At 70.3% G+C, this 25,351-nt stretch carries 29 protein-coding genes; 21 read left to right on the top strand and 8 right to left on the bottom strand.

The window, feature by feature from the left end; translation table 11 throughout:
* Position 1 precedes the first annotated feature (1 nt).
* Positions 2-1,066 (bottom strand): recombinase RecA, encoded by a 1,065-nt coding sequence (gene recA / locus IT184_01030; protein ID MCC7007378.1) that lies wholly within the window; start codon positions 1,064-1,066, stop codon positions 2-4.
* A 376-nt stretch (positions 1,067-1,442) separates the two neighbouring features.
* Here recA and IT184_01025 point away from each other — a divergent pair, with 376 nt between their 5' ends.
* The 8 genes from IT184_01025 (at position 1,443) to IT184_00990 (ending at position 8,681) form a co-directional block, all read left to right on the top strand.
* On the top strand, positions 1,443-2,024 hold the full coding sequence (locus tag IT184_01025) for a sigma-70 family RNA polymerase sigma factor (protein ID MCC7007377.1): 582 nt from the start codon (positions 1,443-1,445) through the stop codon (positions 2,022-2,024).
* A complete protein-coding gene (locus IT184_01020) occupies positions 2,014-2,517 on the top strand; it encodes a hypothetical protein (protein MCC7007376.1) in 504 nt (167 codons plus the stop codon). Before IT184_01025 ends, IT184_01020 begins: the two co-directional genes overlap by 11 nt.
* On the top strand, positions 2,514-3,008 hold the full coding sequence (locus tag IT184_01015; GenBank protein ID MCC7007375.1) for a hypothetical protein: 495 nt from the start codon (positions 2,514-2,516) through the stop codon (positions 3,006-3,008). Before IT184_01020 ends, IT184_01015 begins: the two co-directional genes overlap by 4 nt.
* A 73-nt stretch (positions 3,009-3,081) precedes the next feature.
* Positions 3,082-3,705, top strand: coding sequence for a Spy/CpxP family protein refolding chaperone (locus tag IT184_01010; protein MCC7007374.1), 624 nt, complete (start codon positions 3,082-3,084; stop codon positions 3,703-3,705).
* A 138-nt stretch (positions 3,706-3,843) separates the two neighbouring features.
* Positions 3,844-5,868, top strand: coding sequence for an ABC transporter permease subunit (locus IT184_01005; GenBank protein MCC7007373.1), 2,025 nt, complete (start codon positions 3,844-3,846; stop codon positions 5,866-5,868).
* Positions 5,865-6,602, top strand: coding sequence for an amino acid ABC transporter ATP-binding protein (locus tag IT184_01000; GenBank protein ID MCC7007372.1), 738 nt, complete (start codon positions 5,865-5,867; stop codon positions 6,600-6,602). The genes IT184_01005 and IT184_01000 overlap by 4 nt, the downstream gene beginning before the upstream one ends.
* A 130-nt stretch (positions 6,603-6,732) precedes the next feature.
* Entirely contained in the window at positions 6,733-8,049 is a 1,317-nt protein-coding gene (locus IT184_00995) for a sensor histidine kinase (GenBank protein MCC7007371.1), read from the top strand.
* Entirely contained in the window at positions 8,046-8,681 is a 636-nt protein-coding gene (locus tag IT184_00990; protein ID MCC7007370.1) for a response regulator transcription factor, read from the top strand. The genes IT184_00995 and IT184_00990 overlap by 4 nt, the downstream gene beginning before the upstream one ends.
* 34 nt (positions 8,682-8,715) lie before the next feature.
* On the opposite strand, the gene IT184_00985 is transcribed toward IT184_00990, so the two are convergent.
* The 3 genes from IT184_00985 to IT184_00975 are packed head-to-tail and all read right to left on the bottom strand — an operon-like array spanning position 8,716 to position 11,066.
* Positions 8,716-9,561: a 3-hydroxybutyryl-CoA dehydrogenase gene (locus IT184_00985; protein MCC7007369.1), complete on the bottom strand. Its 846-nt coding sequence runs from the start codon at positions 9,559-9,561 to the stop codon at positions 8,716-8,718.
* Positions 9,561-10,739, bottom strand: a complete 1,179-nt coding sequence (locus tag IT184_00980) for an acetyl-CoA C-acetyltransferase (GenBank protein MCC7007368.1) — start codon at positions 10,737-10,739, stop codon at positions 9,561-9,563. Before IT184_00980 ends, IT184_00985 begins: the two co-directional genes overlap by 1 nt.
* A 42-nt stretch (positions 10,740-10,781) precedes the next feature.
* Positions 10,782-11,066 carry a DUF721 domain-containing protein gene (locus IT184_00975; GenBank protein ID MCC7007367.1) on the bottom strand — a complete coding sequence of 95 codons (285 nt, stop codon included), beginning with the start codon at positions 11,064-11,066 and terminating at the stop codon, positions 10,782-10,784.
* Between the two features lie 20 nt (positions 11,067-11,086).
* On the opposite strand from IT184_00975, the gene maf reads away from it, so the two are divergent.
* From maf to IT184_00925, 10 genes are all read left to right on the top strand, one after another.
* Positions 11,087-11,713 (top strand): septum formation inhibitor Maf, encoded by a 627-nt coding sequence (maf, locus tag IT184_00970; GenBank protein MCC7007366.1) that lies wholly within the window; start codon positions 11,087-11,089, stop codon positions 11,711-11,713.
* Positions 11,714-11,725: 12 nt separating this feature from the next.
* On the top strand, positions 11,726-12,133 hold the full coding sequence (locus IT184_00965; GenBank protein ID MCC7007365.1) for a cytochrome c maturation protein CcmE: 408 nt from the start codon (positions 11,726-11,728) through the stop codon (positions 12,131-12,133).
* The gene (gene ccsA, locus IT184_00960) at positions 12,134-14,614 is read left to right on the top strand and encodes a cytochrome c biogenesis protein CcsA (GenBank protein MCC7007364.1); all 2,481 of its coding nucleotides are present in this window, start codon (positions 12,134-12,136) and stop codon (positions 14,612-14,614) included.
* Entirely contained in the window at positions 14,589-15,167 is a 579-nt protein-coding gene (locus IT184_00955; GenBank protein ID MCC7007363.1) for a zinc ribbon domain-containing protein, read from the top strand. Before ccsA (IT184_00960) ends, IT184_00955 begins: the two co-directional genes overlap by 26 nt.
* A complete protein-coding gene (locus IT184_00950; GenBank protein ID MCC7007362.1) occupies positions 15,164-16,198 on the top strand; it encodes a hypothetical protein in 1,035 nt (344 codons plus the stop codon). The genes IT184_00955 and IT184_00950 overlap by 4 nt, the downstream gene beginning before the upstream one ends.
* Before the next feature lie 44 nt (positions 16,199-16,242).
* Positions 16,243-16,953 (top strand): heme ABC exporter ATP-binding protein CcmA, encoded by a 711-nt coding sequence (gene ccmA, locus IT184_00945; protein ID MCC7007361.1) that lies wholly within the window; start codon positions 16,243-16,245, stop codon positions 16,951-16,953.
* Positions 16,950-17,633 carry a heme exporter protein CcmB gene (locus tag IT184_00940; GenBank protein ID MCC7007360.1) on the top strand — a complete coding sequence of 228 codons (684 nt, stop codon included), beginning with the start codon at positions 16,950-16,952 and terminating at the stop codon, positions 17,631-17,633. Before ccmA ends, IT184_00940 begins: the two co-directional genes overlap by 4 nt.
* A gap of 2 nt (positions 17,634-17,635) precedes the next feature.
* The gene (ccsA, locus tag IT184_00935; protein MCC7007359.1) at positions 17,636-18,307 is read left to right on the top strand and encodes a cytochrome c biogenesis protein CcsA; all 672 of its coding nucleotides are present in this window, start codon (positions 17,636-17,638) and stop codon (positions 18,305-18,307) included.
* A 119-nt stretch (positions 18,308-18,426) separates the two neighbouring features.
* The gene (locus IT184_00930; GenBank protein MCC7007358.1) at positions 18,427-18,585 is read left to right on the top strand and encodes a CcmD family protein; all 159 of its coding nucleotides are present in this window, start codon (positions 18,427-18,429) and stop codon (positions 18,583-18,585) included.
* The gene (locus IT184_00925) at positions 18,582-18,734 is read left to right on the top strand and encodes a hypothetical protein (protein MCC7007357.1); all 153 of its coding nucleotides are present in this window, start codon (positions 18,582-18,584) and stop codon (positions 18,732-18,734) included. The genes IT184_00930 and IT184_00925 overlap by 4 nt, the downstream gene beginning before the upstream one ends.
* A gap of 36 nt (positions 18,735-18,770) precedes the next feature.
* On the opposite strand, the gene IT184_00920 is transcribed toward IT184_00925, so the two are convergent.
* From IT184_00920 to aroA, 3 genes are read right to left on the bottom strand one after another with little or no spacing between them, the layout of a single operon-like run.
* Positions 18,771-19,508 carry a metallophosphoesterase family protein gene (locus IT184_00920; protein ID MCC7007356.1) on the bottom strand — a complete coding sequence of 246 codons (738 nt, stop codon included), beginning with the start codon at positions 19,506-19,508 and terminating at the stop codon, positions 18,771-18,773.
* 2 nt (positions 19,509-19,510) lie between these two features.
* Entirely contained in the window at positions 19,511-20,047 is a 537-nt protein-coding gene (locus IT184_00915) for a shikimate kinase (protein ID MCC7007355.1), read from the bottom strand.
* A complete protein-coding gene (gene aroA, locus IT184_00910) occupies positions 20,044-21,399 on the bottom strand; it encodes a 3-phosphoshikimate 1-carboxyvinyltransferase (protein ID MCC7007354.1) in 1,356 nt (451 codons plus the stop codon). Before aroA ends, IT184_00915 begins: the two co-directional genes overlap by 4 nt.
* A 71-nt stretch (positions 21,400-21,470) precedes the next feature.
* On the opposite strand from aroA, the gene IT184_00905 reads away from it, so the two are divergent.
* The 3 genes from IT184_00905 (at position 21,471) to IT184_00895 (ending at position 23,637) form a co-directional block, all read left to right on the top strand.
* Positions 21,471-21,905 carry an ATP-binding protein gene (locus IT184_00905; GenBank protein ID MCC7007353.1) on the top strand — a complete coding sequence of 145 codons (435 nt, stop codon included), beginning with the start codon at positions 21,471-21,473 and terminating at the stop codon, positions 21,903-21,905.
* A gap of 15 nt (positions 21,906-21,920) precedes the next feature.
* A complete protein-coding gene (locus IT184_00900; protein MCC7007352.1) occupies positions 21,921-22,712 on the top strand; it encodes an inositol monophosphatase in 792 nt (263 codons plus the stop codon).
* Positions 22,713-22,866: 154 nt separating this feature from the next.
* A complete protein-coding gene (locus tag IT184_00895; protein ID MCC7007351.1) occupies positions 22,867-23,637 on the top strand; it encodes a hypothetical protein in 771 nt (256 codons plus the stop codon).
* 215 nt (positions 23,638-23,852) lie between these two features.
* Here IT184_00895 and IT184_00890 read toward each other — a convergent pair whose 3' ends face one another.
* Positions 23,853-25,346 carry a hypothetical protein gene (locus IT184_00890; GenBank protein ID MCC7007350.1) on the bottom strand — a complete coding sequence of 498 codons (1,494 nt, stop codon included), beginning with the start codon at positions 25,344-25,346 and terminating at the stop codon, positions 23,853-23,855.
* Positions 25,347-25,351 lie beyond the last annotated feature (5 nt).

Below are 25,351 nucleotides of genomic sequence, written 5' to 3'. Positions count from 1 at the left end.
GTCATTCCCCCGCGGCCGAGCCACCGCCGATCGGCGGCAGGCCCAGGGCCTGACGAAGCTTCTGCTCGATCGCCATGGCGATGTCGGGATTCGCCTTGAGAAACGCTTTCGCGTTCTCTCGTCCCTGGCCCATCCGCTCGCCGCCGTACGAGAACCAGGTGCCGCTCTTGTCGATGATCTTGTGTTCGACGCCCTGGTCGACGAGGTCCCCCTCGCGCGAGATGCCTTCGCCGTACATCACGTCGAACTCGGCCTCGCGGAAGGGCGGTGCGAGCTTGTTCTTGACGATCTTGATCCGCGTGCGGCCGCCGACGGTCGTCTCGCCGTCCTTGATGGCGCCGATGCGACGGATGTCGACCCGCACCGACGAGTAGAACTTCAGCGCGCGGCCGCCGGTCGTCGTCTCCGGGTTGCCGAACATCACGCCGATCTTCTCGCGAAGCTGGTTGATGAAGATGAGACAGGTCTTCGATTTCGAGACCACGCCGGTGAGCTTGCGGAGGGCCTGCGACATCAGGCGCGCCTGCAGGCCGACCTGCGCTTCGCCCATCTCGCCCTCGATCTCCGCGCGCGGAACGAGCGCCGCGACCGAGTCCACGACGACGACGTCGACGCCGTTGGAGCGGACGAGGACCTCGACGATTTCGAGCGCCTGTTCGCCGTTGTCGGGCTGCGAGACGAGCAGGTTCTCGAGATCGATGCCGAGCTTCTGCGCGTACTGCGCGTCGAGCGCGTGCTCGGCGTCGACGAAGGCCGCCACGCCGCCGAGCTTCTGCGCCTGGGCGATCGTCTGCAGCGCCAGGGTGGTCTTGCCCGAGGACTCCGGTCCGAAGATCTCGATGACGCGCCCGCGCGGCAGCCCGCCCACGCCGAGCGCCCAGTCCACGCTGATCGATCCGGTCGAGATCGAGGCGATCGGCGCGATGGCGTCCTTGCCGCCGAGCCGCATGATCGACCCCTTGCCGAACTGCTTTTCAATCTGGCCGACCGCCATCTCGACCGCCTTCAGGCGTTCCTTGTCCGTCCGGTCGTCGTGCCGTTCGAATCGTTCTACGGGTGCTGCCATGGGACTCCTCAGTGAAGCGCCGCCGCCGAAGGGCGTGACGCGTGCCGGACCGGACGGGATTCTAGGAGCGTGCCAGCCTGGTGTCAAGCGAAAATCAGACCACATGATGAGCTTATCCTCCTACTATTGAGCAACTTACACGCGTGATGGACTTTCGCCTCTCGTGCTTGGCCGCAGATTCTGCGTACCGGTCGCCCGATTCCCTTTGCAGATTCTGCCGGGGTGGTCTGACAGGGCGGGACACAGAGGTGGAGTGAGAGCCGACTGGTCCGAGACGCCGGCCGCCGGCGTGATGGCCGACGCGAGGCCGTGGCGGGCTGCGGGCGCGTCCGATCGCTGGCGGGAATAATCGCCCCCGCATGAGAGTCTGAAGAACGTGACAGCACAGGCGCCGGCCGGCGCGCAGGCGGGCGATGAGGATCAGCCGCTCGTCGAACGATCGCGCGCGGGCGACGTGCAGGCCTTCGGCCTGCTCGTCGAGAAGTACCAGCACCGGATCGTCAACGTCGCCCGAGCGCTCCTGCCGCGGCCGGACGAGGCGGAGGACGTCGCGCAGGAGGTGTTCCTCCGCGCGTTCCAGGGGCTGAGGGGCTTTCGCGGGGGCAGCCTCTTTCGCACCTGGCTATATCGCATCGCCGCCAACACGGCGCGAACGCACGTCTCGCGGCGGCGCGATCGGCGTGAGGACGCGCCCGGCGACGATGTCCTCGCCGAGATGCCCTCGCCGGCCGACGTAGAGCGGGCGCTCGTCGATCGCGACCGCGTGAACCGCGCGCTGGCGGCGGTGCCGATCGAGTTCCGCGAGGTGCTCGTGCTGCGCGACATCGAGGGGCTCGACTATCGCGAGATCGCGGCCGCGCTGAGCCTGCCGATCGGCACGGTCGAATCGCGGCTCTTCCGCGGTCGCCAGCGACTGCGCGCCGCGTTGCTGGGCACGGAGACCGACCATGACACGTGACGCCTGTCCGGAATACGTGCCGCTGCTCGTGAGGGCCGGCGACGGATCGATCGCGCCGGCCGACCTCGATCGGCTGTTGCGTCACACCGCGTCGTGCGAGGGCTGCCGTGCCGCGCTCGCGACCCAGCAGCTCGTGCACGGCGCGCTCGCCGCGCAGCCACGCGCGGCGGCTGTGCCGGGGTTCGCGGCCCGCGTCGTGCGCGCGATCGAGCGCGAGGCACCCGCCCCGTGGTGGGAGCGCTTCGATTCCCGGCGCTGGACGTGGCGCCTCGCGCCCGTCACGGCGGCGCTCGCGATCGCGGCCTTCGCTTGGCAAACCAGCAGCACGTCGACTGCCGACGCGGCGCCGCTCGTGACGGGCGGCGCGACGTCGAGCGTGGCCACCGCTGCGCTCGCGACCGACGAGACCGCTCCCGACGAGGTGATGTCGCTGATGCTGTTCGCCGATCCGGACACGCCGCTGGCCGACGCGCTCCAGGAGATCCCGCAATGACCGGCAACTCGAAGGTGTGGCTCGCGGCGTTCGTGACGATCGTCTTCGCCACCGGCGCGCTCGCCGGCATCATCGTCGACCGCCGCTGGCGCTTCGCGCCGCCGCCCGCGTCCGCCGGCATCGCGCCGCTGCCTGGCCTCACCGGGCGCGGCGGCCGAGGCGCGGGCCTGACGTCCGCCGAGGTTGCCGAGATCAACGCGAATCGGCTGGACCGCGCGCTTCGGCTCACAGCGGAGCAGCGCGCGGCCGTTGTCGACATCCTGCGGCGGCGTGACGAGCGAATTCGCTCGCTGCAGGATCAGACGCGCCAGCAGTTCGTCGCCGAACAGCGTGCCCTCCAGGAAGAGGTGAGCGCCGTGCTGACGCCCGAACAGCGGGAGCGGTTCCAGAACCTTCGCGGCCGGCTGCTGGGCCCCGGGGGAGCACGCAACGGCTTGTTCGGGCGGGGTGACGGACGCGCGGGAGGGCGCGGCCGCCGGGGCGGGGAATAAATCGCTGGTGCGCGCGGTCTACTGGATCAGCACGCGTCGCCCGGTTGCGACGCCGTTCTCCAGGAGGTCGTTCATGCGCACTCATCTCGTCACCATCGGTGCCGCCTCGCTGATCGCGCTGTCGGTGGCCGTCACCGTCGACGCGCAGCGCGCCGGCGGCCCTCGGCGCGGCGGCGGCCCGCCCGCGCCCGAGGCGTCGGCCCCGGCCCAGGCGGTTCCCGACCGGGTGCCCGACGGGCGCGGCGGCGCAGGCCGCGGCGGGCCCGCCGGCTTCGCCGGTCCGCGGCTCAACCTGACCGACGATCAGCAGAAGACGATCAGCGCCATCGTTCGGAAGTCGCGCGACGAGGTCGCGCCGCTCACGGACGAGCTCGTTCTCGCGCGCCGCAATCTGCATCGTGAGCTCTTCGCCGACAGCCGCGACAACGGCAAGGTCTCCTCGCTCGCCGCGCGCGTGGCGACGCTCGAGAAACAGATCCTCGACGCACGCGTGAAGTCCGACGCCGCGATTGCGGACGTGCTCACGCCCGAGCAGCGGCAGACGGCCAGAACCACGGGACCGCGGTTCCGCGGACGAGGTGGCCGAGGTCCCGGTGGACCAGGGTTCCAGGGAGGCAGGGGACCGAGGTTCCAAGGTTCCGCGGGACAGCGGTTCCAGGGACCAAGGTTCCAAGGACCTCGTGGCCGAGGGCAGTAGCGCACAGCGCACCCAAGGCTCGCGGAGAGCGTGAAGACGGCGCATCGGCCTCGCTGAGACCGATGCGCCGTTCCGTCGAGTGACGCGGGCTCGGACCAGCACAGCGGCCCGGCCGCGCCGGTACCCTATGATCCCGCCGTGCCTTCTCCCGTCGGACACGCGCTCGGCGCCATCGCGATCGGGTGGGCCGTCGCGGCGCCAGCGACGACCAGCCGCCGATCGCTGCTGGTGCAGGCGGGCGTGCTCGCGGCGATCGGGATGTCGCCGGACCTCGACCTGCTCGTCGACCGGCACAGCCGCGAAACGCACAGTCTCGGCGCGGCCCTGATCGTCGCGACCGCGGCGGCAGTGTGGCGTTGGCCGATCGCGCCGACCCGTGCACGCATCTGGCTCACCGCGCTGCTCGCGTATTTCAGCCATCCGCTGTTCGACGCGCTCTCGCCCGACGGCACGCCGCCCATCGGCGTGATGATCCGCTGGCCGTTCTCGCGCGAGCACTGGCAGACCGGCGTCGCGCTGTTCATGCCGATCTGGCGGCACTACGACGGGCCGGTGTTCTTCACGCACAACGCGCTCGCACTTCTCCGCGAGCTCGCGCTGCTGCTGCCGATCGTCGCGCTCGTCTGGCGTTGGCGGTCGCGCGTGCCCGTCCGGCGGCTGCTCGCCTCGGCGGTGGTCGCGATCCTCGCCCTTGGGGCACCGGCGAATGCGCAGCCCGCGCCGCCGCTTCGTTGGGGCGCGGACGCCGAAGGCGGCGCGCCCTTCATCGAAGCCGACCCGGCGCGTCCCGATCGACTGCGCGGCTTCGACGTCGAGATCGCCGAGCTCATCGCCAAGGACCTCGGCCGCCGCGCGGAGTTCATCCAGATCACGTTCACCTCGCTCGACCAGTCGGTCGCGCGCGGTGACTTCGACGTGGGCCTCGGCGGCGTCGAGGATTCGCCGGCACGCCGCGCCGCGCTCGCCGTCACGGTTCCGTACTACGAGTTCCGCGAGGTGCTCACCGTGCGCGCGGCCGACCGCGATCGGTTCCGCGCGCTCTCCGACTTGCGCGGCCGTCGTGTCGCGACGCTCGGCGGCACGCTCGCGTACGAGATCCTGCTCGCCGCCGAACGCGATCACGGCCTCCGGCCCGTCTCGTACGACGATGACGTGCACCCGTATACGGACCTGGTGGCCGGGCGGGTGGACGCGGTGCTGCTCGACCACGTGATCGCCGAGCGGTCGATGCGGCGCGTCGGAGGCATCGTCACGCATCCCGAGGCCGTCGCGGTCGGCCACTACGTCGGCATTCTGGCGCCAGCGCAGCGCGCACTCCGTGACCAGATCAACGGGGTTCTCGAAGCCGCCATGCAGGACGGCCGGCTGGAGACGATCTTCCGGCGCTGGCAGGTGTGGAACGCCGATCAGCCGGCGCTCTACGCGAGGGTGCTGGCCGGCGAGACGCCGCAGGGACGTGCCGCCGATTCGGGCTTTCGAGATGGCGCTGAAGAAGGGCAGCCTCGGATGTCGTCCCTGGCGATGACCCGCGCGTACCTCCCGGCGCTCTTCTCGGCCGCGGCCGTCACGCTCGTGCTCTCGGGTCTCTCGATGTCGCTGGCGATTCTGCTCGGCGCGGCGATCGCGATCGGCCGCGTGTACGGGCCGGCCATCGTGCGGCTGCTGCTGACCGGCTATGTCGAGGTCATGCGCGGCACGCCGATCCTGCTGCAGCTCTTCGTCATCTACTACGGCCTCGCGTCGGTGATCCGCCTGCCAGCGTTCGCGGCCGCGCTGATCGGTCTCGGGCTGAACTACGCCGCCTACGAAAGCGAGATCTACCGTGGGGCGCTGGAAGCCGTGCCGAAGGGCCAGCTCGAGGCCGCGCGCGTGCTCGGCTTCACCGAGCGGCAGACGCTCCGGCTCGTGCGCGGACCGCAGGCGTTCCGCCTGGCGCTCGCGCCGATGACGAACGACTTCGTCGCGATGCTCAAGGACTCGTCGCTCGTCTCCGTGCTGACGGTCATGGAGCTCACCAAGCAGACGCAGATCTTCGCGACGAATCTCGGGAGCTGGGTCGTCCCCGGGCTGCTGTGCGCCGGGCTGTACCTCGCGATGTCGCTGCCGCTCGCGCATCTGGCGCGGCGCCTCGAGGAACGCTGGAAGGCGGCGACGATCTCGTGAGCGCGGTCTTGAGCGTCGCGTCGCTCGGCCTGCGCCGTGGTGCGCGCGAGATCCTGCGCGGCGTGTCCTTCGAAGTGCCGCCGCACGGGATCGTCGCGCTCATGGGCCTCTCGGGCTCGGGCAAGACGACGATCCTGCGCGCGGTGACGGGCCTCGAGCCCTTCGACGCCGGCGCGATCGTCGTCGGCCCAGTGCGTCTCGACACCGGCGCGTCGCCCCACGCGGCGCTGGCGTCGCTCCGCCGCCACGTCGGGCTCGTGTTCCAGGCGCATCATCTGTTCGACCACCTCACGGCGATCGAGAACGTGGCGCTCGCGCCCGTGCACGTCCAGCGCGTGGCGCCGGCCGCGGCGCGCACCCGTGCGCAGACCCTGCTCGACGAGCTCGGTGTCGGCCATCGCGGCGGCGCGCTGCCGCGCGAGCTGTCGGGCGGAGAAGCACAGCGCGTGGCGATCGCTCGAGCGCTCGCGACCGATCCGCCGCTGCTCTTGCTCGACGAGCCGACGGCATCGCTCGATCCCGCGCGGCGCAACAGCCTCGGCGACACGCTGCGAGCGATCGCCGCGACCGGGCGCGCGCTGCTCCTCACGTCGCACGACGTGGACTTCGTCCGCGACTACGCGACCGCCGTCATCGTCCTCGCCCAGGGCGTGGTCGTCGAATCGGGACCGCCGCAGGACGTGCTGGAACGGCCGCGGCACGGCGAGACGAAGCGGCTGCTCAACGCACGCTGAACGGCGGAGCGGTCACCGTCCGCGGCCGTGATCTCCTGCAGCCTCGACGGCAGCCTCCCCTGAACGAGTGACGCCGCTGCCGGTCCTTTGGCGGATGCGCGGCGGGCGCGTTCGGTCCTACACTCGCGCCATGGTGCGCTCCGGTCAGCTCGATCTGGTGACGCCTCGCGTGGTGTTCCGAGCCTACGCCGTTGGAGTCGCCGCCTTCGGCCTGCTGGTCTTCCTGTGGGGCCCGGTCTGGATTCACGGCGCGTTGAATTGGCCGGGAGCGCGTCCTGACGCGCTCGTCAGGATCGCCGGCGGGTCGGCGCTCCTGCTGGCCTGCGCCGCCGCCGGGCTGCAGCAGTTCGACGAGGACCATGCCGGACGGCGGGCGCTCCGGTGGTTCGTCGGCGGGCACTGGCTGCTGGCGAGCGTCCTGCTCTTGCAGGCACGGGCGATCTGGGGCTACGACGTTCCGCGCTGGTATGGCGCCGGCCTCAACGTGGCGCTGCTCGTCTCCAGCCTGCTCTTGGCCGGTCAAGCGGTCGTCGAGGATCGGGGACGGCGCACGACGCACTCCCTCGTGACGCTCGTCCCTGACCTCCAGCTCGATCTTCAAATGCGCTCGAGATACGAGCACGAAATCCGGAAGGCGGCCGCGCTCGAGGAACGTGCCCGGTTCGCTCGGGATCTCCACGACGCCGTGAAGCAGCAGATATTCGCGATCCAGACGTCCGCCGCGACCGCCGAAGCCCGCCTTGCAGGCGATCCGGCGGAGGCCGCGGCGGCGCTCGCGCGGATTCGAGACGGCGCCCGCTCGGCGATGACCGAGCTCGACTCGCTCATCGCGGGCCTGCGCACCTCGCCGATCGAGCTGTCCGGCCTGCGTGACGCGTTGCGACGCGAGTGCGAGGCGCTCGAGCTCCGGACGGGTGCGAAGGTGACCCTCGAGATCGGAGCGCTGCCGCCGAGCGGGCTGCTTCCACCGGGCGCGCCTGACGCGCTCTACCGAATTGCCCAGGAAGCGCTCTCGAACGTCGCGCGTCACGCGAGGGCAACGGCGGTCCACGTCTCGCTGCACGGCACGGCGCACTCAGTGGAGTTGGCCGTCGAGGACGATGGCGTAGGCGTCGATGGGAATCGAACGTCCGCCGGACAGGGTCTGGACAACATTCGCGAAAGAGCCCGCGAACACAAAGGCCATGCGGAAATAGGAACTCGGCTCGGCGGCGGAACGTCGCTCGTGGTGTGGATGCCGCTGTATCTGGTCGAGCCGGCGTACTTCAGGACTCGCGCGGTGGCCTACGGGCTCGCGACGCTGGCGCTCGCCGTGATCTTCCTCGCCCGGTGGGTGCCGCTGACGTTCTCGGCGTCGTTTCTCCCGCTGGGCCTCTTCGCGTTCAACTGTGTCCGCTACGCCGTCGCCTGGCGCCGTGCGCGCCGCCTTGTCGCCGCAACGTCGTGACGCCCATCGCCGTCGCCCTCGTGGACGACCATCGCGTCGTCACCCGGAGCCTGAAGGCCTGGCTCGAATCGTTTCCCGACTTCCGCATCGTCGGGATTGCGGCGAGCGGGGAAGAGCTGCTGCGTCATCTAACCGAGTGGCGGCCGGACGTCGTGCTGCAGGATCTTCTGATCCCCGGCGGCTTGGACGGCATCGAAACCACGCGGCGGGCGGTCGCGCGGATGCCGGGCTTGAAGGTGCTCGCGCTGACCGCGTCGGTGGACGAGCCGCGGATGATCGCGGTGCTGCGTGCCGGAGCCGTCGGCTACCTCAGGAAGGATGCCGAGCCCGAAACGCTGGTGTCGGCGATCCGGGCCGTCGCGCACGGGCGCACCTACATCGATCCGACGGCGGCGGGCGCCGTGCTGGCGTCTGCGGCGCCTGCCACGCCGCTCACGCCGAGAGAGCTCGAGGTCATGCGCCTCGTCGCGCTCGGCAAGTCCAACAAGCAGATCGCCGCGGCTCTGGAGATCGGCGAACAGACGGTCAAGTCGCACGTCGCGCACGTCCTCGACAAGCTGCAAGTCGAAAGCCGCGGGCAGGTCGTCGTCGAGGCGATCCGGCGCCGGCTGATCTCGGTCGAGGACTTGTGACGGCCCGTGCGGACACGCCGAGTCGCGGCGCTGGCTACCGATATCGATAGAAGCCCTCGCCCGTCTTTCGTCCGAGCTTTCCTTGCGCGACCATGCGTCGCAGCAGCGAATGGGGCGCGTACTTGTCGCTGCCGAGGCCTTTCGCCATCACGTCCATGATCGCGGCGCAGACGTCGAGGCCGATGAGATCCGCGAGCGCGAGCGGGCCCATCGGGTGGCGCATCCCGAGCTTCATGACGGTGTCGATCGCTTCGGCGGTACCGACCGCGTCGGCGAGCGCCGACACGGCCTCGTTGATCATCGGCATCAGCACGCGGTTGGCGATGAAGCCCGGGCGATCCGCGGCTTCGACGGGCGTCTTGCCGAGCGACCGGGCGAGCGCCGTCACGACCTCCACGGTCGCGTGCGACGTCGTGACCGCGCGCACGACTTCCACGAGCGGCATGAGCGGCACCGGGTTCATGAAGTGCATGCCGACGATCTGTGCCGGACGACGCGTCACGGCCGCCAGCGTGGCGATCTGGATGGAGGACGTGTTCGACGCGAGGACGACGTCCGGCCGGACGAGCGCGTCGAGCGCCGTGAAAAGCGTCCGCTTCTCGTCCGCGTCTTCGACGATGGCCTCGATCACGAAGTCGGCGGCGTCCAGCGCCTCGATCGACGCGGCACGATGGATGCGGCCGAGCGCCGCCTCCCGGTCCGCGGATCCGATCGCCTGCTTCTCGACGAGCTTCGCGAGGCTGCGTTCGATCGCCTCGCGCGCTCGGGCGTAGGCTTCGGGTGCCGAATCGTACAGGCGCACCCGATATCCCGCCTGGGCAAATGCCTGCGCGATGCCCGCGCCCATCGTCCCCGCACCCGCGACGCCGACTTCTCGAATCACAGTGCCTCCACCGCCAACGCGACGCCGTTGCCGCCGCCAAGACAGAGCGTGGCGATGCCGCGCGTTCTGCCGGTCCGCCGCAGCGCGTAGAGCAGCGTGGTCAGGATGCGCGCACCGCTCGCGCCGATCGGATGGCCCAACGCGACGGCGCCGCCGTGGACGTTGACGCGCTCGGGGTCGAGGCCCAGCTCGCGCGTGACCGCCACGGCTTGAACGGAAAACGCCTCGTTCAGCTCCACGAGCTCGACGTCGTCGATCGTCCAGCCGATCCGGCGCAGGAGCTTCCGCACGGCCTCGACGGGCGTCATCATGACGAGCTTCGGCTCGAGACCCGAGGTGGCCGAGCCGACGATTCGGGCCATCGGCTCGAGGCCGTGCGTACGCGCCATGTCGGCGCTCGTCACGAGGAGGGCGGCGGCCGCGTCGTTCACGCCCGGCGCGTTGCCGGCCGTCACGGTGCCGTCGCGCTTGAACGCCGGCTTCAGACGGCCGAGCGCCTCGACGCTGGTGTCGCCGCGAACGCTCTCGTCACGGTCGAGCACGACGGGGGCGCTCTTCGTCCGAACCTCGACCGGCACGATCTCGTCGCGGAACCAGCCGGACGCCGTCGCCAGGGCCGCGCGGCGGTGGCTTTCGACCGCGTACCGATCCTGCGCTTCACGCGTCACCTGGTGGATCTCCGCGACGTGCTCGCCGGTCATGCCCATATGGATGTCGTGGAACGGATCCCAGAGGCCGTCGAGGATCATCGAGTCCACGAGCTGGCGATGGCCCATCCGCAGGCCGTCGCGGGCGCCTTGCAGCAGATACGGGCAGTTGCTCATCGACTCCATGCCGCCCGCGATCGCGGCGTCGATGTCGCCGGCCGCGATGCCCTGGGCCGCGAGCATCACGGCTTTCAGGCCGGAGCCGCACACCTTGTTGATCGTCAGCGCGGCGACCGCATGGGGCAGCCCGCCGTGGAGTGCTGCCTGCCGCGCCGGTGCCTGTCCGAGCCCGGCGCCGACGACGTTGCCCATGATGCACTCGTCGATGACGGCCGGGTCGACTGCCGTCCGCTCGAGCAGGGCCGCGATGGCGATCGCTCCCAACTCGGTGGCGGAGACGTCCTTGAGCGTGCCGAGAAACTTGCCGGTCGGTGTTCGAACGGCGCCGACGATCACCGCTTCGCGCATGGTGAGGATCCTGCCATCATTCGCCGCCCGCACGGCGCTCGGCTATCGCGCCGGGACGACGTCGAGCTTCTCGACGACGTCCGGCCCGAGCAGGTCGGCCATTCGTGATCGCAGCAGCGGCACGGCGCGTTGGATCTCGCGCTGCCACGCCACGGACGCCGGCCGCACGCGCACGACGCCGTCCTCGCCGCGCGCGACGGTCGCCGCGCGCGCGAGCGCTGGACCCGCGGCGATCGTCCAGGCGAACATCACTTTCGCGTCGGTCAGCGGCTGCGCGTCCAGGATCGCGCGGAGCGCGCCCAACGCGGCATGGTCGAGCGGGAGCACGGCGACTACAATACTCTCCCATGCGCCTCGTGCTCGCCTCCGCGTCGCCGCGCCGCGCCGAGCTGCTCGAAGCCGCCGGCTTCGAGTTCGACGTGGACCCGATGGACGTGGACGAACGGGTCCTACCCGACGAGGCCGCGGTGCTCTACGTCGATCGCGTCGCCCGGCTGAAGGCCGCGGCCGCCGCGTTGCGGCATCCGCACCGCATCGTCGTCGCCGCCGATACCGTGGTCCTGCGCGACGAGGAGATTCTCGGCAAGCCGCGCGACACGGTCGAGGCGCACCGCATGCTGCACTTGCTGAGCGGGCGATCGCACGAGGTGCTGACGGCCGTCGCCGTCGCGGCGCGTGGCGGCCTGCACACGCACCTCGAGCGCACCACCGTGTGGTTCTTGCCGCTCTCGGAGACCGACATCACCTGGTACGTCGGCACGGGAGAACCGATGGACAAGGCGGGCGGCTACGCCATCCAGGGGCGCGCGTCGCGGTTCATTCCCCGGATCGACGGCTCGTACACGAACGTCGTCGGTCTGCCGATCGCCGGGCTCGCCCGCTTGCTCGAGGAGATGAGCGGCCGGGCCACCCTGCCGCGGCCGGCCGGAAGCGATGTTGATATCCCTGGTGCCGGACCGTATCCTGAAGAGTGAAGCGAGGCAGCCATGACCAGACCCGTCCGTGCCATCCTCTCCGTGGTCGTCGTCTTCGGCGCGCTCGGCGCGCTGCTCTTCACGACGATGCGCGAGAGCGCGGCCTACTACAAGCACGTCGACGAAGTGATGGACACGCCCGAGACCTGGTACGGCAAGCAGATGAACCTCCACGGGTTCGTCGTCGAGAAGTCGATCATGAAGCGGCCCGACACGCTCGACTACCGCTTCAACGTCAAGAACGGTGACAAGATCGTGCTCGCCAGCTACACGGGCGTCGTGCCCGACACCTTCAAGGATGGCGCCGAGGTCGTGCTGACCGGCACGCTCGGCCCCGACGGGTTCCACGCGAAGGAAGTCATGGCGAAGTGCCCGTCGAAGTACGATCCCGAAGCCAAGGCCGCAAAGGGCGGGCAGTAAGTGTCCGCGCTCGGGACGTTCCTGCTGCTCGCCGCGTTCGTCACCGCGAGCGGCGCCTTCGCCGCCTCGCTCGCCGGCGCGCGTCGCCGGCAGACCTCGCTCGTCCAGGGCGGCATCGGCCTCTTCCACGTCGTCACCGCGCTCATGCTGCTCGGCTCGGCGGTGATGATCTACTCGTTCGTCATCGGCGACTACCGGATCAAGTACGTCCAGCACTACTCGAACTCGGCGCAGCCGCTCTTCTACAAGCTGGCCTCGTACTGGGGCGGCCTCGACGGGTCGATCATGTTCTGGGTGGCGCTGCTGTCGGCCTTCGGCAGCGTCGCCGTCTGGGTGAACCGCGAGCGGCACCGCACGCTGATTCCCTGGGTCATCGCGACGATCTCGGTCGTCCAGATGTTCTTCTTGTTCCTCATGGTCATCCACAACAACCCGTTCGAGACGTTTCTCTCGGCGGCGCCGGCTGACGGTGAGGGGCTGAACCCGCTGCTCCAGAACTACTACATGGCGATCCATCCGCCGATGCTGTACCTCGGCTTCGTCGGGATGACGATTCCGTTCGCCTTCGGCATCGCGGCCCTCGCGAGCGGCCAGCTCGACGACTCGTGGCTGCGCGCCGTGCGCCGCTGGACGATGGTCGCGTGGCTGTTCCTCACGGTCGGCCTCGCGCTCGGCGGGCTCTGGGCGTACGAGGAGCTGGGCTGGGGCGGCTACTGGGGCTGGGATCCGGTCGAGAACGCCGGCATGCTGCCCTGGTTCACGGCGACGGCATTCCTGCACTCCGTGATGGTGCAGGAGCGCCGCGGGATGCTGAAGATCTGGAACGTCTCGCTCGTCATCGTCACGTTCTTCCTGACGATCTTCGGCACGTTCATGACGCGGTCGGGCGTGGTCCAGTCGGTGCACGCGTTCGGCGAGGACCGTGAGCTCGCCTGGATGTTCACCGGCTTCATGGTGTTCACACTGGTCGTGAGCTTCGGCCTGGTGATCTACCGGATGCCGCTGCTGTGGGCCCGCAACGAGCTCGACTCGTGGGCTTCGCGCGAGGCGGCCTTCCTCGCCAACAACTGGGTGCTGCTGTTCTCCGCGTTCTTCGTGCTGTTCGCGACGATGTTCCCGACGCTGAGCGAGGCCATCACGGGCGAACGGCTGACCGTCGCGGCGCCGTTCTTCAACAAGTGGATGACGCCGGTCGGCTTCGCGCTGCTGTTCCTGACGGGCGTCGGGCCGCTGCTCGCCTGGCGCAAGTCCACGCTCTCGAACCTGCGGCGGCAGTTCCTCTGGCCCGCGCTCGTCGCCGGCGCGACGGCAGTCGGGACGCGGGCGGCCGGCATCCCCCTGTGGGCGTCGGGCCTTTGCTTCGCGCTCTGTGCGTGGGTGACGACGACGATCGTCCAGGAGTTCGCGCGGGGCGCGTCCGTGCGGCGTGCCACGACCGGCACGGACTACTTCACCGCGCTCGTGGGACTGTTCGCGCGCTCTCGGCGCCGCTACGGCGGCTACGTCGTGCACCTCGGCATCGTCCTGGTCTTCCTGGGCTTCGCCGGCAATGGGTTCGAGCGTGACGTCACCGTCCAGCTCGAGCCTGGCCAGCAGGTCCAGCTCGCGCCCTTCACCGTCACGTCGCGGGCCCTGACCGTCACGCAGGACGCCTTGAAGCAGATGATCACGGCCGAGCTCGAGGTCGCGCGCGACGGCAAGACCCTCGGGACGATGTACCCGGCGCGCTGGTTCTACTTCGGCCGCGAAGGCGAGCCGACGACGGAGGTCGCGCTCAGGCGCGGGGTGGGCGAGGACTTGTACCTCGTGCTCGTCAACTACGACGTCGCGAAGCAGCAGGCGCACCTGCTCGTCCGGATCAACCCGCTCGTCAACTGGATCTGGTTCGGCGTCGGGATCATGATTCTGGGCACCGGCATCGCGCTCCTGCCGGAACGGACGTTCGCCTTCGCGACGAGCCGCGTGGCGGCCGAATCGGCGGTGACGACCACGCTCGTTCTCTTGATGGTCGCCGGCGCTGGCGTGCTGCCCGCGCGCGCCCAGCACGTGGACAATCCGAAGCTCGTGATCGCGACGCCCCGCTCGCCGCTCGAGAAGGATCTCGCCGAGCACATCGTCTGCATGTGCGGCACGTGCGGGCGCCGCCGTATCGCCGAGTGCACCTGTTCGGAGGCCGATCGCATGCGCGGCGAGCTGGCCGGCCAGGTCGCCGAAGGAAAGAACCGCGACGCGGTCATCGCCTGGTTCGTGAATCGCTACGGCAGCCAGGAAGTGCTGGCCGAGCCGATCGACAAGGGCTTCAACCGGCTGGCGTGGCTCCTGCCGTATGCCATCGGCGCGGCCGGCATCGTGCTGGTGGGAGCCATCGCGTTCCGCTGGACGCGCAGACACGAGCCCGAATCCGAAGCCGCCGCGGCTGGCGTTGCGCCACGCAAGGACCTCGAGGACCGACTAGATGACGAGCTCCGGGAGCTCGACTGAGCGCAGCCGCCCTGGCGGCGATTCCGGATTCCAGCCCTGGCATTTCTACATGCTGCTGTCGCTCGCCGGCGCGACGTGGGCCGTGATCCAGGCGCGGCACACGCATCCGGCCGCGCTGCTGCTCATCAGCGCGGCGGTGCTGTGCGCCGGCCTCGTCGCGAGCGCGATGCACCGCGCGGTCGCCGGGTTCTTCGGCGGAACGACGGGCGAGGCCGAGGTCGTCAGCGAGCAGCGCCGCGCCTTCCTCGAGCAGGAGAAGGCGCTCGTCCTGCGGTCCATCAAAGAGCTCGAGTTCGACAGGGCGATGGGCAAGATCGGCGACGCGGATTTTGCCGACCTGAGCGGCAGGCTGCGCGGCCGCGCCGTGGAGATCATGACCGAGCTGGAGCGGGCCGCCGAGAGGCCGCGGCCGGCTGAACGCCGGGCCCAGAGCCGCGCCGCCGACGCGCACGCCCGCCCAGAGCCGCGTGCGGCGCTCACGTGCGGCACGTGCCGGACGCGCAACGAGCCCGACGCGCGGTTCTGCAAGAGCTGCGGGGCGCGGCTGGCATGATGCGCGCCGCCATCGCCGCCGTGGCGTGCGTGGTCGTCGCGCTCGCGGCGGCCCATCTTCACGCGCAGATGCCCGACCTCCGCCAGATGTCGGGTGTTCCGCTGCCGGCGAGCGATCTGCCGGCCGGCACCGTGTCGGTCCGCGTGATTCGCGGGAACTTCGCCAACAACCTCGCTGGGGTGCCGGTCGAGTTCCTCGTGGACGGCAAGACCACGACGTTGAACACCGACGCGCAGGGACGTGCGCAGTTCTCGGGGTTGAAGCCGGGAAGCCGGGTGAAGGCGTCCGCGACGGTCGACGGCGAGCGCCTCGAGTCGCAGGAGGTCACGATCGAACAGACGGGCTTCCGGTTCGTGCTGGCCGCGCTCGACCCCGACGCCGCCGCGCGTGCGGCCGACGAGCAGCGCCAAGCCGCCGGACCGGCCACGGGCGGCGCGGTCGTGCTGGGCCCGGGCTCGCGCGTCATCGCCGAGTTCAGCAACGACCAGTTGCTGATCTTCTACGTGCTGTCGATTCTGAACACGGCGCGCACGCCGGTGGACATCGGCGGCCCGCTCATCGTCGAGATGCCGACCGGCGCGCGTGGGACGTCCCTCATCGAGGACTCGTCGCCCCAGGCCTCCGCCAACGGTCCGCGCGTCATCGTCACCGGCCCGTTCAAGCCGGGCACCACGCAGGTGAACGTCAGGTTCGAGCTGCCGTACAGCGGGCCCACGGCCGTGCTCGAGCAGCGCTGGCCCGCGCCGCTCCAGCAGCTCCAGTTCTTTGCGCTGAAGACGGGACAGATGGGCGCGACGTCGCCGCAGTTCTCGTCCACGCAGTCGGCGACCGAGCAAGGGCAGCCGCTCATCATCGCCACCGGCCCGGCCATTGCCGCCGGCACGCCGCTGCGCATCGAGATCACGGGCCTGCCGCATCACGCGCGATGGCCGCGGATCGTGGCGCTCGTCGCGGCCGGCGCGATCGCGTGTCTCGGCCTGTGGGCGGCGTTCGCCCCTGGAACGCGCCGCGCGCGGCCGCTCGCGGCGTGACGACCGGCCGGCCCGATCGGTCGCCGGCCGCCGCCGGTTCAGCGGTGCCGGCGGACTTCGACGCCGTCTACGTCCGCGACCTCTCGCGGCACTACGGCCGGCGCCGCGCGCTCTCGCGCGTGACCCTCGATTGCCTTGCCGGCCGCATCGTCGGGCTGTTCGGCCCGAACGGATCGGGGAAGTCGACGCTGCTCGGCGTGCTCGCGACCCTCATGCGCCCGACGTCCGGCGACGTGCACTACGGCGATCGTCCCGCCGCGAAGTGGGGCGACGAGCTGCGCCGCCACATCGGCGTGCTCGGCCATGATCTCTTCCTGTATGCGGATCTGACGGCCAGAGAGAACCTCGAGTTCTTCGCGAACCTCTACGGACTGCCTGACGCGGCGGCGCGGGTCGAGGCCGCGCTCGCGGCGGCGCGGCTCACCGAGCGTGCGCACGATCGGGCGGGGAAGTTCTCGCGCGGGCTCCGCCAGCGCCTCGCGCTCGAGCGCGCGCTGCTGCATCGGCCCCGTCTCGTCCTGCTCGACGAGCCGTTCACCGGGCTCGACGATGCGTCGGCCGCCGTCCTCGTGGAACGCATCCGCGCGCTTCGGACCGAGCGGGCGATCGTCGTGATGGCGACGCACGACTTCGAGCTCGCCGACGGGCTGGTCGACGATGCGATCTGCCTGCGCGAGGGACGGACGATCGCCATGGACGGCGACGGGGCGCTGCGGCAGCGCTATCGCGATGCGGTCGCGAGGGCCGCCCGGTGATCCGCGTGATCCGCACCGCGTGGCTCATCGCGCGCAAGGACCTGCGCGTGGAAGCGCGCAGCCGGGAGCTCGTCTACACGACGCTCTTCTTCGCCGTCTCGGTCGTGCTCGTTTTTTCCTTCGCCTTCGTGCGCGACGGCCGGGCCGTGGACAACGCGGCGGCGGGGATCCTGTGGGTGTCGGTGGCCTTCTCGGGCACGCTCGCGCTGGGCCGGACGTTCGAGCGGGAACGGCAGGCCGAGACGCTGCGGGCGCTGCTGCTCGCGCCCGTCGAGCGGTCGGCCGTCTATCTCGGCAAGCTCTTCGGCATCGTCGGCGTGCTGCTGCTCGTCGAGCTGCTGCTCGTGCCGCTCGTCGCCCTGCTGTTCCAGGCGCCGGTCTGGCGCGCGCCTGGCCTGCTCGTCGCGCTGCTCGCCGCCGGCAGCCTCGGATTCGCCGCCGTCGGAACGCTGTTCGCCGCCATGCTGGTGCGCGCCGAGTCGCGCGACGTGCTGCTGCCCGTCGTCCTCTATCCCGTCACGCTCCCGGCGCTCGTCGGCGGCATCCAGGGCACCGCCGCGATCTTCGCGCCGGAGCCGGACCTGGCGCTGGCGGAAACGTGGCTGTCGATGCTGGTATTCTTTGATGCGGTTTTCGTCACTCTGGCGCTGTGGACGTTCGCGCCGGTCATGAGCGAATAGGCATGCGCCTCTCCGATCGTCTCGTCCCAGTACTGCTCGGCCTCTCGGCGGTCATGTTCACCGCCGCGCCCTACGTCATCGACCGCGCGCCGGCCGAAGCGACGATGGGGCTCGTCCAGAAGATCTTCTACTTCCACTTCCCGTCGGCGATGACGATGATGATCGCGGCGCTCGTCTGCGGAAGCGCGAGCGCGGTCTACCTCTTCACGCGCCGCGCCGGTGCGGATCGGCTCGCCGTCGCCGCGGCCGAGCTGACCGTCGTCTTCGGCCTCATCACGCTCGTGACCGGCCCGCTCTGGGCGCGCAAGTCGTGGGGCGTGTGGTGGGAGTGGGACGCGCGCATCACGGCGACGTTCGTGATGTGGATGGTCTTCAATTCGTACCTGCTGCTGCGGCGGTTCGGCGGCGCGGGCAGCGAGACGCTCGCCGCTGCGGTCGGCTTCTTCGGCATGGCGCTCGTGCCGTTCATCTACTGGTCCGTGAACCTCTGGCGCACGATTCACCCGAAGACGAGCGTGGTGCCGACGTTGCCCGTGGACATGGGCATCCCGCTGTGGTTCTGCTGGACCGCGATCACCCTGCTCTTCACCGCGCTCCTCCTGATGCGGATCAGGCTCGAGCGAACGTCGGCTGCGCTCGAGCGGGCCTACCTGGCCCTGGAGGACCAATCGTGATTCGACGTCTCTGGACGGCCGCGCTGGCGATTGCCACGACGATCTGGCCCGCGCTCGTCTTCGCCGCGCAGGGGCAGCCGCCGTCGGTGGAGGGCTTCGTGCCCGTGCGGCCCGAGGACATGGCGAAGGAGCAGTTGCCCGCCGCGCCGCTCGTCTTCGCCGCCTACGCGTTCGTCTGGCTCGCGCTCGTCGTCTACGTCTACTCGCTGTGGCGGCGCGTCGCGCGTGTCGAGCGCGATCTGGTCGACGTCAACTCCCGCCTCCAGGCCCGCCGATGAACTTCGCGGAGATGCCGGCCAGCCACTTTCTGTTCATCCCGTCGGTGCTCCTGATCGGGGTGGTGATTGGCTGGATCCTCGGGTCGCGCGCGGCGCGCGATGCGTATGCGGCGGAGCTTCGGAAGCGGGAACAACGGTCGCGACAGTGAGACTCCGGATCGCCGGCAGCGATCCGGCCCCGGCCCCTATTGCCCTCGGCCCAGCCTCACGGCGAGCCATTCCGGCAGCCCTGCGGCGCGAATACGGCGCTGCGCTTCCTTGACGTCGTAGTCCACGCGGCGCAGTTGGAGGACCCGCTTGGCGACGTCGACGATGCCGTAGGCGGCGCGTGGGTCGCCGTCGCGAGGCTGGCCGACCGATCCGACATTGATGAGCGCGGGCCCGGCACGGGGCAGCCGCAGCTCGCCGGCAGGCGTTCCGTTGTCGTGCACGACGGGATCGTCCGCGGACGAGAAGATCGCCGGCACGTGCGTGTGGCCGAACAAGCAGAGCGGGACCGTCGCCGCGTCAATCGCACGGCTCGCGTCGTTCTCGGTGAAGACGTAGTAGTCCTCGTCGAAGGGCGCGCCATGACAGATCTCGACCGAGCCCTCCACGCTCGCCGGCCCTTTCGGCAGGCGCGCGAGCCGCTCGCGCTCGCCGGCCGACAGCGTGGCGAAGGTCCATTCGGCGGACTGACGCGCCGCGTCGTTGAAGAGCGTCGGCGGCTCGAGCCCGGCGCACACCTTGTCGTGGTTGCCCCGCACGATGGCGGCGGGCCGAAGCGCGTCGATGCGCTGAATCACGCCGGCGGGATCCGCGCCGTAGCCGACGAGATCGCCCAGACAGAGCGCCGCGTCGTAGCCGATGCGCGCGGCGTCCTCGAGCACCGCCTCGAGCGCCTGGAGGTTGGCGTGGATGTCGCTGATCAGCAGATAGCGCACGGTCAGGCGCCGAGCCCGGGCTGCCGCAGAATCGGCGGCAGGTGCTGAATGGCCTCGAGAATGGCATCGACGATCGCCGCCGTCGGCACACGCGCGGCGTTCACGCGGACCGTCGCCAGCCGATAGCAGTCGAGCCGCGCGGCGTACAGGCGCTCGAGCTGGGTCCGATCGGCGGCGAGCGGACGGCGGCCGTCGAGCGGCATGCGCGGAATCAGATCCGCCAGCGGCACGTCGAGCCACACCGACACGCCGTCCAGATTGATGGCGGCGCGGTTGTCTGGATCGACGAACGTTCCGCCGCCGGTCGCGACGACGACGTGGCGCATGGGACGGAGGAGCGCGAGGATGTCCTTCTCCGCGGCACGGAAGTAGGGCTCGCCGTGCCTGGCGAAGATCTCCGCGACGGTCATGCGCTCGCGCTTCTCGATCAGATCGTCCACGTCCTCGGCGCGCCAGTGGAGACGGGAGGCCAGCGCGCGCGCCACCGTGCTCTTGCCGCTCGCCATGAACCCGACGAGGTAGATCTTGTCGGTGTTCACGCGGTGAGCCTCTCCAGGTCCTGCGTGAATTGCGGGTACGACACGGCGACCGCGCCAGCATCCGTCACCGCCGACGGGCCCGTCGAACCCAGGGCGACCAACGTGAACGCCATGACGAGACGATGGTCACCGGCGGCATCGGCGGTTCCACCCGTCGGGGGCGTCGCCCCGTCGATCACGAACCCGTCGGGCCGTTCGTGCGCGTTCACCCCCATCGCCCGGAACCCGGTGACGAGCGCGGTGATGCGGTCGCTCTCCTTGACGCGCAGTTCGCCGGCGCCGGCGACCTCGAGGTACCCGCCGAGCGCGGCTCGCGCGGCCAGCACGGGCAGCTCGTCGATCAGGCTCGGCACTTCGGCCGGCTCGATGGACGTCGCGCGATGGCCTCCGTGCTCGACCCTGACGCGGCCGACCGACTCGCCGCCGATCTCGTCGTCCACCGTGATCGTGATCACTGCGCCCATGCGTTCGAGGGCGCGGATGAAGCCGAGCCGATGCGGATTGAGGCAGACACCGCGGAGTTCGACGGAGGAGCCTGGCAAGGCGGCTGCCGCCGCGGCCCACACGGCGGCCGTCGAGGGATCGCCTGGCACGTGGAGCGCCCGCGCGGGGGCGATCGCCTCCTGGCCGCCGTCCACCGCGACGGCGATCGGCCCCGTGAGCGCGGCGTGGATGGCCTCGGCCGACAGCGGCGCCAGCCCGGCCGGGCGCGGCGGCGTGACGCGCACCGCGAGCCCGAACGTGGGGAACGCACGTTCGCTGTGGTCGCGGGTCGGCTGTGGCTCGACGACCGTCGTCGTCCCGGCGGGCACGAGCCCCGCGAGCATGATGGCGCTCTTCACCTGCGCGCTGGCGACGCGGCACTCCCAGGTCATCGGGTGCAATGTGCCGCCGCGGATGAGGAGCGGGGCCCGGCCGTCCTGCGACTCGATGGCCGCCCCCATGGCCGTGAGCGGCTCGATCACCCGGCGCATCGGCCGGCGCGACAGCGAGCTGTCGCCGACGACCGTGGTCTCGAAGGGGCAACCCGCCAGGACTCCGGCGATCAGGCGCATGGTCGTGCCGGAATTGCCGGCGTCGAGCGGCGCGGACGGCCGGTGCAGCCCCGCGCGACCCCGTCCGTGGATGCGGACGGCGTTCGGGCCGAGGTCCTCGATCTGCACGCCGAGCCCCCGAAAACAGCGCACCGTGCTGGCCACGTCGGCGCCCGGCGCGAGGTGCTCGATCGTCGTCACGCCTTGCGCGAGGCTGCCCAGCATTACGTATCGATGAGAGATGGACTTGTCGCCCGGGACCGGCACGTCGCCGTGAATGGCGCGGACCGGCCGCAGATCGAGTCGATGATGTGCCACAGTCGTGTCCGGCGGGGGACCGGCCCCTTCCTTGAACCCCTGTCGCGTAATATGTTACTTACTCCGCGCGCATGACGACCGACGGCCACGTGATCCAGCTCGAATTGCCGAGTTCATTCGAGCTTCTGGATCTCGTTCAGTTGCTCAGCGACCGGCTGTCGGCGATGGCCGGGCTCGACGAGGACATCACGCACTGGGTCAGCGTCGCCGTGCGCGAGTCGGTCATCAACGCCATCAAGCACGGCAACCGCGAGGATCTCAGCAAACACGTCACGGTGGAGTTCACGCTGCGGCCGCGCGTGAACCCGCAGGAGTTCGTCATCCGGGTCCTGGACGAAGGCGCGGGCTTCGAACCCGACGCGGTCGCGAACCCGCTCGACCCGGAGAACCTGCTCAAGTCCAGCGGCCGCGGCATCTTCTTCATGCGCAATTTCATGGACGACGTCACGATTGCCCGCCGGCCGGAGGGCGGCATGGACGTCCGCATGACCAAGAAGCTGGCCTGAGTGGCGCTCGACCCGCTGCTCCTCGCCACGGCCGTCGAAGGTGCACTCGCCTGCGGGCGGATTCACCGCCAGCATTTCCGCCAGGCCCCTCCGGTCCGCAAGAAGGGTGTGGTGGACCTCGTGACGGCGGCCGATCTCGCCGCGGAGGCGCACTTCACATCGCTCATCGCCGGCCGCTTCCCCGAGCACGTGGTCATCGGCGAGGAGATGGGCGCCGCGTTGGCGCCTGGCCGGGCTCGGTGCGAGTGGATCATCGATCCGCTGGACGGCACGACGAACTTCGCGCACGGCCTGGCGATCTTCTGCGTGTCGATCGCCCTGCAGATCGACGGCGCGATCGAGATCGGCGTCGTCTACGACCCCATCGCCGACGAGCTGTTCACCGCCGAACGTGGTGGAGGCGCGCGGCTCAACGGGCGCCCGATCCGCGTGACCGGCGTCACTGACCTCGTCGACGCGCTGCTGTGCACCGGATTCCCCTACACGGTGCGCAACAGTCCCGAGGAGCAGGTCAGGGCCTTCGCGGCCTTCCTCGGCGAGGCGCAGGCCGTGCGGCGACTGGGATCCGCAGCCCTGGATCTCGCGTACGTCGCCGCCGGCCGTCTCGACGGCTACTGGGAAGAGAAGCTGCACGCCTGGGACATCGCCGCCGGCTCGCTGATCGTCCAGGAAGCTGGCGGGACCGTGACGGGGGGCGACGGCACGGCGTTCCAGCCGTTCGCCGGCCACATCATGGCGTCGAACGGCCCGCTGCACCAGGGCATGCTCGACGTGTTTCTTCGCACCCGCCACGGCGCGCGGCCCTGACCTCGCGCCCGACCATTGCCGTCGCCCGCCGGTGGCCTGCGTCGAGGACAGCGCGCCGGAAGCCGAGCGTACTGTCGGCGATCGGCCATTTGGCACTGTTTCTGCTCACACCCGCGTCGGGCGCACTCCGCGGCCACTCTCGAGGAGCATGCACATGATTCGCAGATGGAGCCGCATGGCTGGTCTACTGATCGCCTTCGCGATGCCGGCCTCGGCGGCGCACGCGCAGGTCGTGCAATCGATCCATTTCGGGCTTGGCGGGTTCTTCCCAAAGGGTCTGGATGCGCGGTCGAATACGGACGTCATCCGGCGCAACATCCGGGGCGAGTTCCTGCCGGCCGACCTGACCGGCGACCCGACCGTCACCGACGCCCTGGCGATTCGCGTGCAGGACTTCCGCGGCGCTCAGGCGTTCGGCGAGTGGGTCGTCGCTTTCGGCCCGAACGTCGAGGTCAGCGCCGGGCTCGGGATCTACTCGCGCAATGTGCCATCGGTCTACCGCGATTTGATCGACGATCGGACGCTCGGGGACATCGAGCAGACCATAAAGCTGCGTATGGTGCCGCTCACAGCGATGGTGCGCTTCCTGCCGTTCGGGAACGCGTCGACCGTGCAGCCGTACGTGGGCGTCGGCGTGAGCGCGATCAGGTTTCGCTACAGCGAGTTCGGCGACTTCGTTGATCCCGAGACGCTCGTAATCCACGACAACGACGGCGAACCGTACGCGGTCTCGGGATGGACGCCCGGCACCGTGTTCGTCTACGGCCTGCGCATTCCCGTCGGCGGCGACATCTACGCGCTCTCGATCGAAGGCCGTCATCAGTTCGCGGAGGGGAAGACGGGCGGCGCCGAGAGCGGCTTCGTCGCCGACAAGATCGATCTGGGCGGCGCCAACCTGAACGTGGGGTTCGTGATTCGATTCTGACGACGGCCAGGTCTGGGTGAGAGAACCCAGGTCTTGAGCCCGACCGACCGGCGAACCGCCAGACCAAGGCCGCGCGCGGTGGAACCAAGGACCGCGCAGCGTTCTCGAGCGGTGACGAGCCTTGCCGGGCGCGCGAGGGTTGGACCCAACGCGGAACCACGGACCGCCGACGCTGCGACGCGGCCGCTTCCAGCCCGATCGCGACCGCCGTGGCGTCAATCGCGGCGTCTGAACAGCGAGATGCCGCCTCCGCCGGCGACCTCGTCGAAGCCCTCGAGAAACGTCGGATCGGCCCGCATCCGGTGCGCAAGGACGTCGCCGCCCTCCGCACGCTGCTCGATCGCGATCCAGCGGACGTGGCGGCGCGGGCTTCGCACCGCCTCGATCCAGAGGTCGCCGTTGCCTTCGTGCACGAAGTTCCTCAGCGAGAGGCCGTGCGCCGCCGACTCCTGCATGTAGTGCGCGAGCGAGCCCATGCTCGCGAGAATCGGCGTGCCGTCATAGCGGACGTCGAGGTAGCGGCTGACGGCCTCACGCTCCAGGCGATACGGCGTCTCCCATTGCGCTTCGGTCACCATCGGTGCCGTCGCGTCCAGAGGCGGCCGGCTCCAGACGATCAGCGCGCACACGGCGGCCGCCACCCACGGCCGCGCGCGTCGGGGACACTCGGCAATCGCCAGCGCCGTCAGCGCACCGGCCGCGACGACGAGCGGCACCATGTAGCGGACGCGGAGCGGATGGCCCTCGTAGAACGCCGCGACCGGCAGGGCCGCCGCCGCGGCCAGCGCGAGCAGCATCGGCGCGTTCGAGCTCCGGCGCGCACCGAGCGCCGCCGCCGTGCCGGCAAGCGCGCCCACCGCCAGCAGGTTGCCACCGAGCGCGCGTGTCGTGTTCCACACGTCGCGGAGCACGGCGAGGATGTCGTGGCGAGCAGGATTGTCCGGCACGAAGAATCCGGACGCGACGAACCATTGGCCGGTTGCGCCCCACCCGAGCAGCAGAAATGCGGCGACGGCTCCCACGAAGGCGCCCACGAGCGGCAGGGCCGCCTGCCGCCGGTGGATCGCAGCCCAGCCGGCCAGCGCGGCGCCGATGGCCCAGCCCTCGTACCGGCATAGCGTCAGCGCGCCGATAGCGCCGGCAGCCGCCCAGACGTGGCGGCGGCCCGGGGACCTCATCCACGCGTCGACTGCCGCCAGCGCGATCAGGGAACATCCGAACAGCAGCGGCTCGGTCATCGGCGTGCTCTGGAGGTAGAGCACGTTGGGGTTCAGCAGGATGATGGCCGGCGCGCTCGCCGCCGCCGCGACCGAGCCGGTCATTCTGAGAAGGACGGCGGACAGCGCCGCGAGCCCGATCGACAGCGAGGCGATCGAGAGGCCGGCGCTGAGATACCCAGTGCGGAAGTTCCAGTCGACCTGCGCTGGCAGCAGGTTGAGCAGGTGGGGAAGCGGGAGCCAGACCGCGCCGATCTGCCGCCATCCGGGCGTCAGGCTGTCGACGATGCGGCGCGCAACCACCAGGTGTGCGCGCGCGTCGTAGTGGCTGAGCGTGAGGCCCTCGCGCGCGAAGGCGACGGCGCCGGCGGTGCCGACGACGACGCTGGCGCACAGCACGGCCCAGAACAGTCTCCGGCGAGTCTCGCGGCGCGGCTCGTCTATAATCACGCGGTTGTACTCCTGCACGTTCGCTCCGGCCCGCGTCGTCATTGTAG

The sequence above is a fragment of the Acidobacteriota bacterium genome (assembly GCA_020853395.1).
GTDB lineage: Bacteria > Acidobacteriota > Vicinamibacteria > Vicinamibacterales > SCN-69-37 > JADYYY01.
This window is presented reverse-complemented; position numbering and strand designations above follow the sequence as displayed.

Bases quoted from the DNA above. Each gene is read 5' to 3' on its own strand.
- IT184_00955 (MCC7007363.1), top strand. From the start codon at position 14,589: ATGACGAGCTCCGGGAGCTCGACTGAGCGCAGCCGCCCTGGCGGCGAT.
- IT184_00895 (MCC7007351.1), top strand. From the start codon at position 22,867: ATGATTCGCAGATGGAGCCGCATGGCTGGTCTACTGATCGCCTTCGCG.
- IT184_00965 (MCC7007365.1), top strand. From the start codon at position 11,726: ATGACCAGACCCGTCCGTGCCATCCTCTCCGTGGTCGTCGTCTTCGGC.
- IT184_00890 (MCC7007350.1), bottom strand. From the start codon at position 25,346: ATGACGACGCGGGCCGGAGCGAACGTGCAGGAGTACAACCGCGTGATT.
- IT184_00930 (MCC7007358.1), top strand. From the start codon at position 18,427: ATGGCGAAGGAGCAGTTGCCCGCCGCGCCGCTCGTCTTCGCCGCCTAC.
- IT184_00980 (MCC7007368.1), bottom strand. From the start codon at position 10,739: ATGCGCGAAGCGGTGATCGTCGGCGCCGTTCGAACACCGACCGGCAAG.
- IT184_00995 (MCC7007371.1), top strand. From the start codon at position 6,733: ATGGTGCGCTCCGGTCAGCTCGATCTGGTGACGCCTCGCGTGGTGTTC.
- IT184_01010 (MCC7007374.1), top strand. From the start codon at position 3,082: ATGCGCACTCATCTCGTCACCATCGGTGCCGCCTCGCTGATCGCGCTG.
- IT184_00905 (MCC7007353.1), top strand. From the start codon at position 21,471: ATGACGACCGACGGCCACGTGATCCAGCTCGAATTGCCGAGTTCATTC.
- recA (MCC7007378.1), bottom strand. From the start codon at position 1,066: ATGGCAGCACCCGTAGAACGATTCGAACGGCACGACGACCGGACGGAC.
- IT184_01020 (MCC7007376.1), top strand. From the start codon at position 2,014: ATGACACGTGACGCCTGTCCGGAATACGTGCCGCTGCTCGTGAGGGCC.
- IT184_01015 (MCC7007375.1), top strand. From the start codon at position 2,514: ATGACCGGCAACTCGAAGGTGTGGCTCGCGGCGTTCGTGACGATCGTC.
- IT184_00950 (MCC7007362.1), top strand. From the start codon at position 15,164: ATGATGCGCGCCGCCATCGCCGCCGTGGCGTGCGTGGTCGTCGCGCTC.
- ccsA (MCC7007359.1), top strand. From the start codon at position 17,636: ATGCGCCTCTCCGATCGTCTCGTCCCAGTACTGCTCGGCCTCTCGGCG.
- maf (MCC7007366.1), top strand. From the start codon at position 11,087: ATGCGCCTCGTGCTCGCCTCCGCGTCGCCGCGCCGCGCCGAGCTGCTC.
- IT184_00925 (MCC7007357.1), top strand. From the start codon at position 18,582: ATGAACTTCGCGGAGATGCCGGCCAGCCACTTTCTGTTCATCCCGTCG.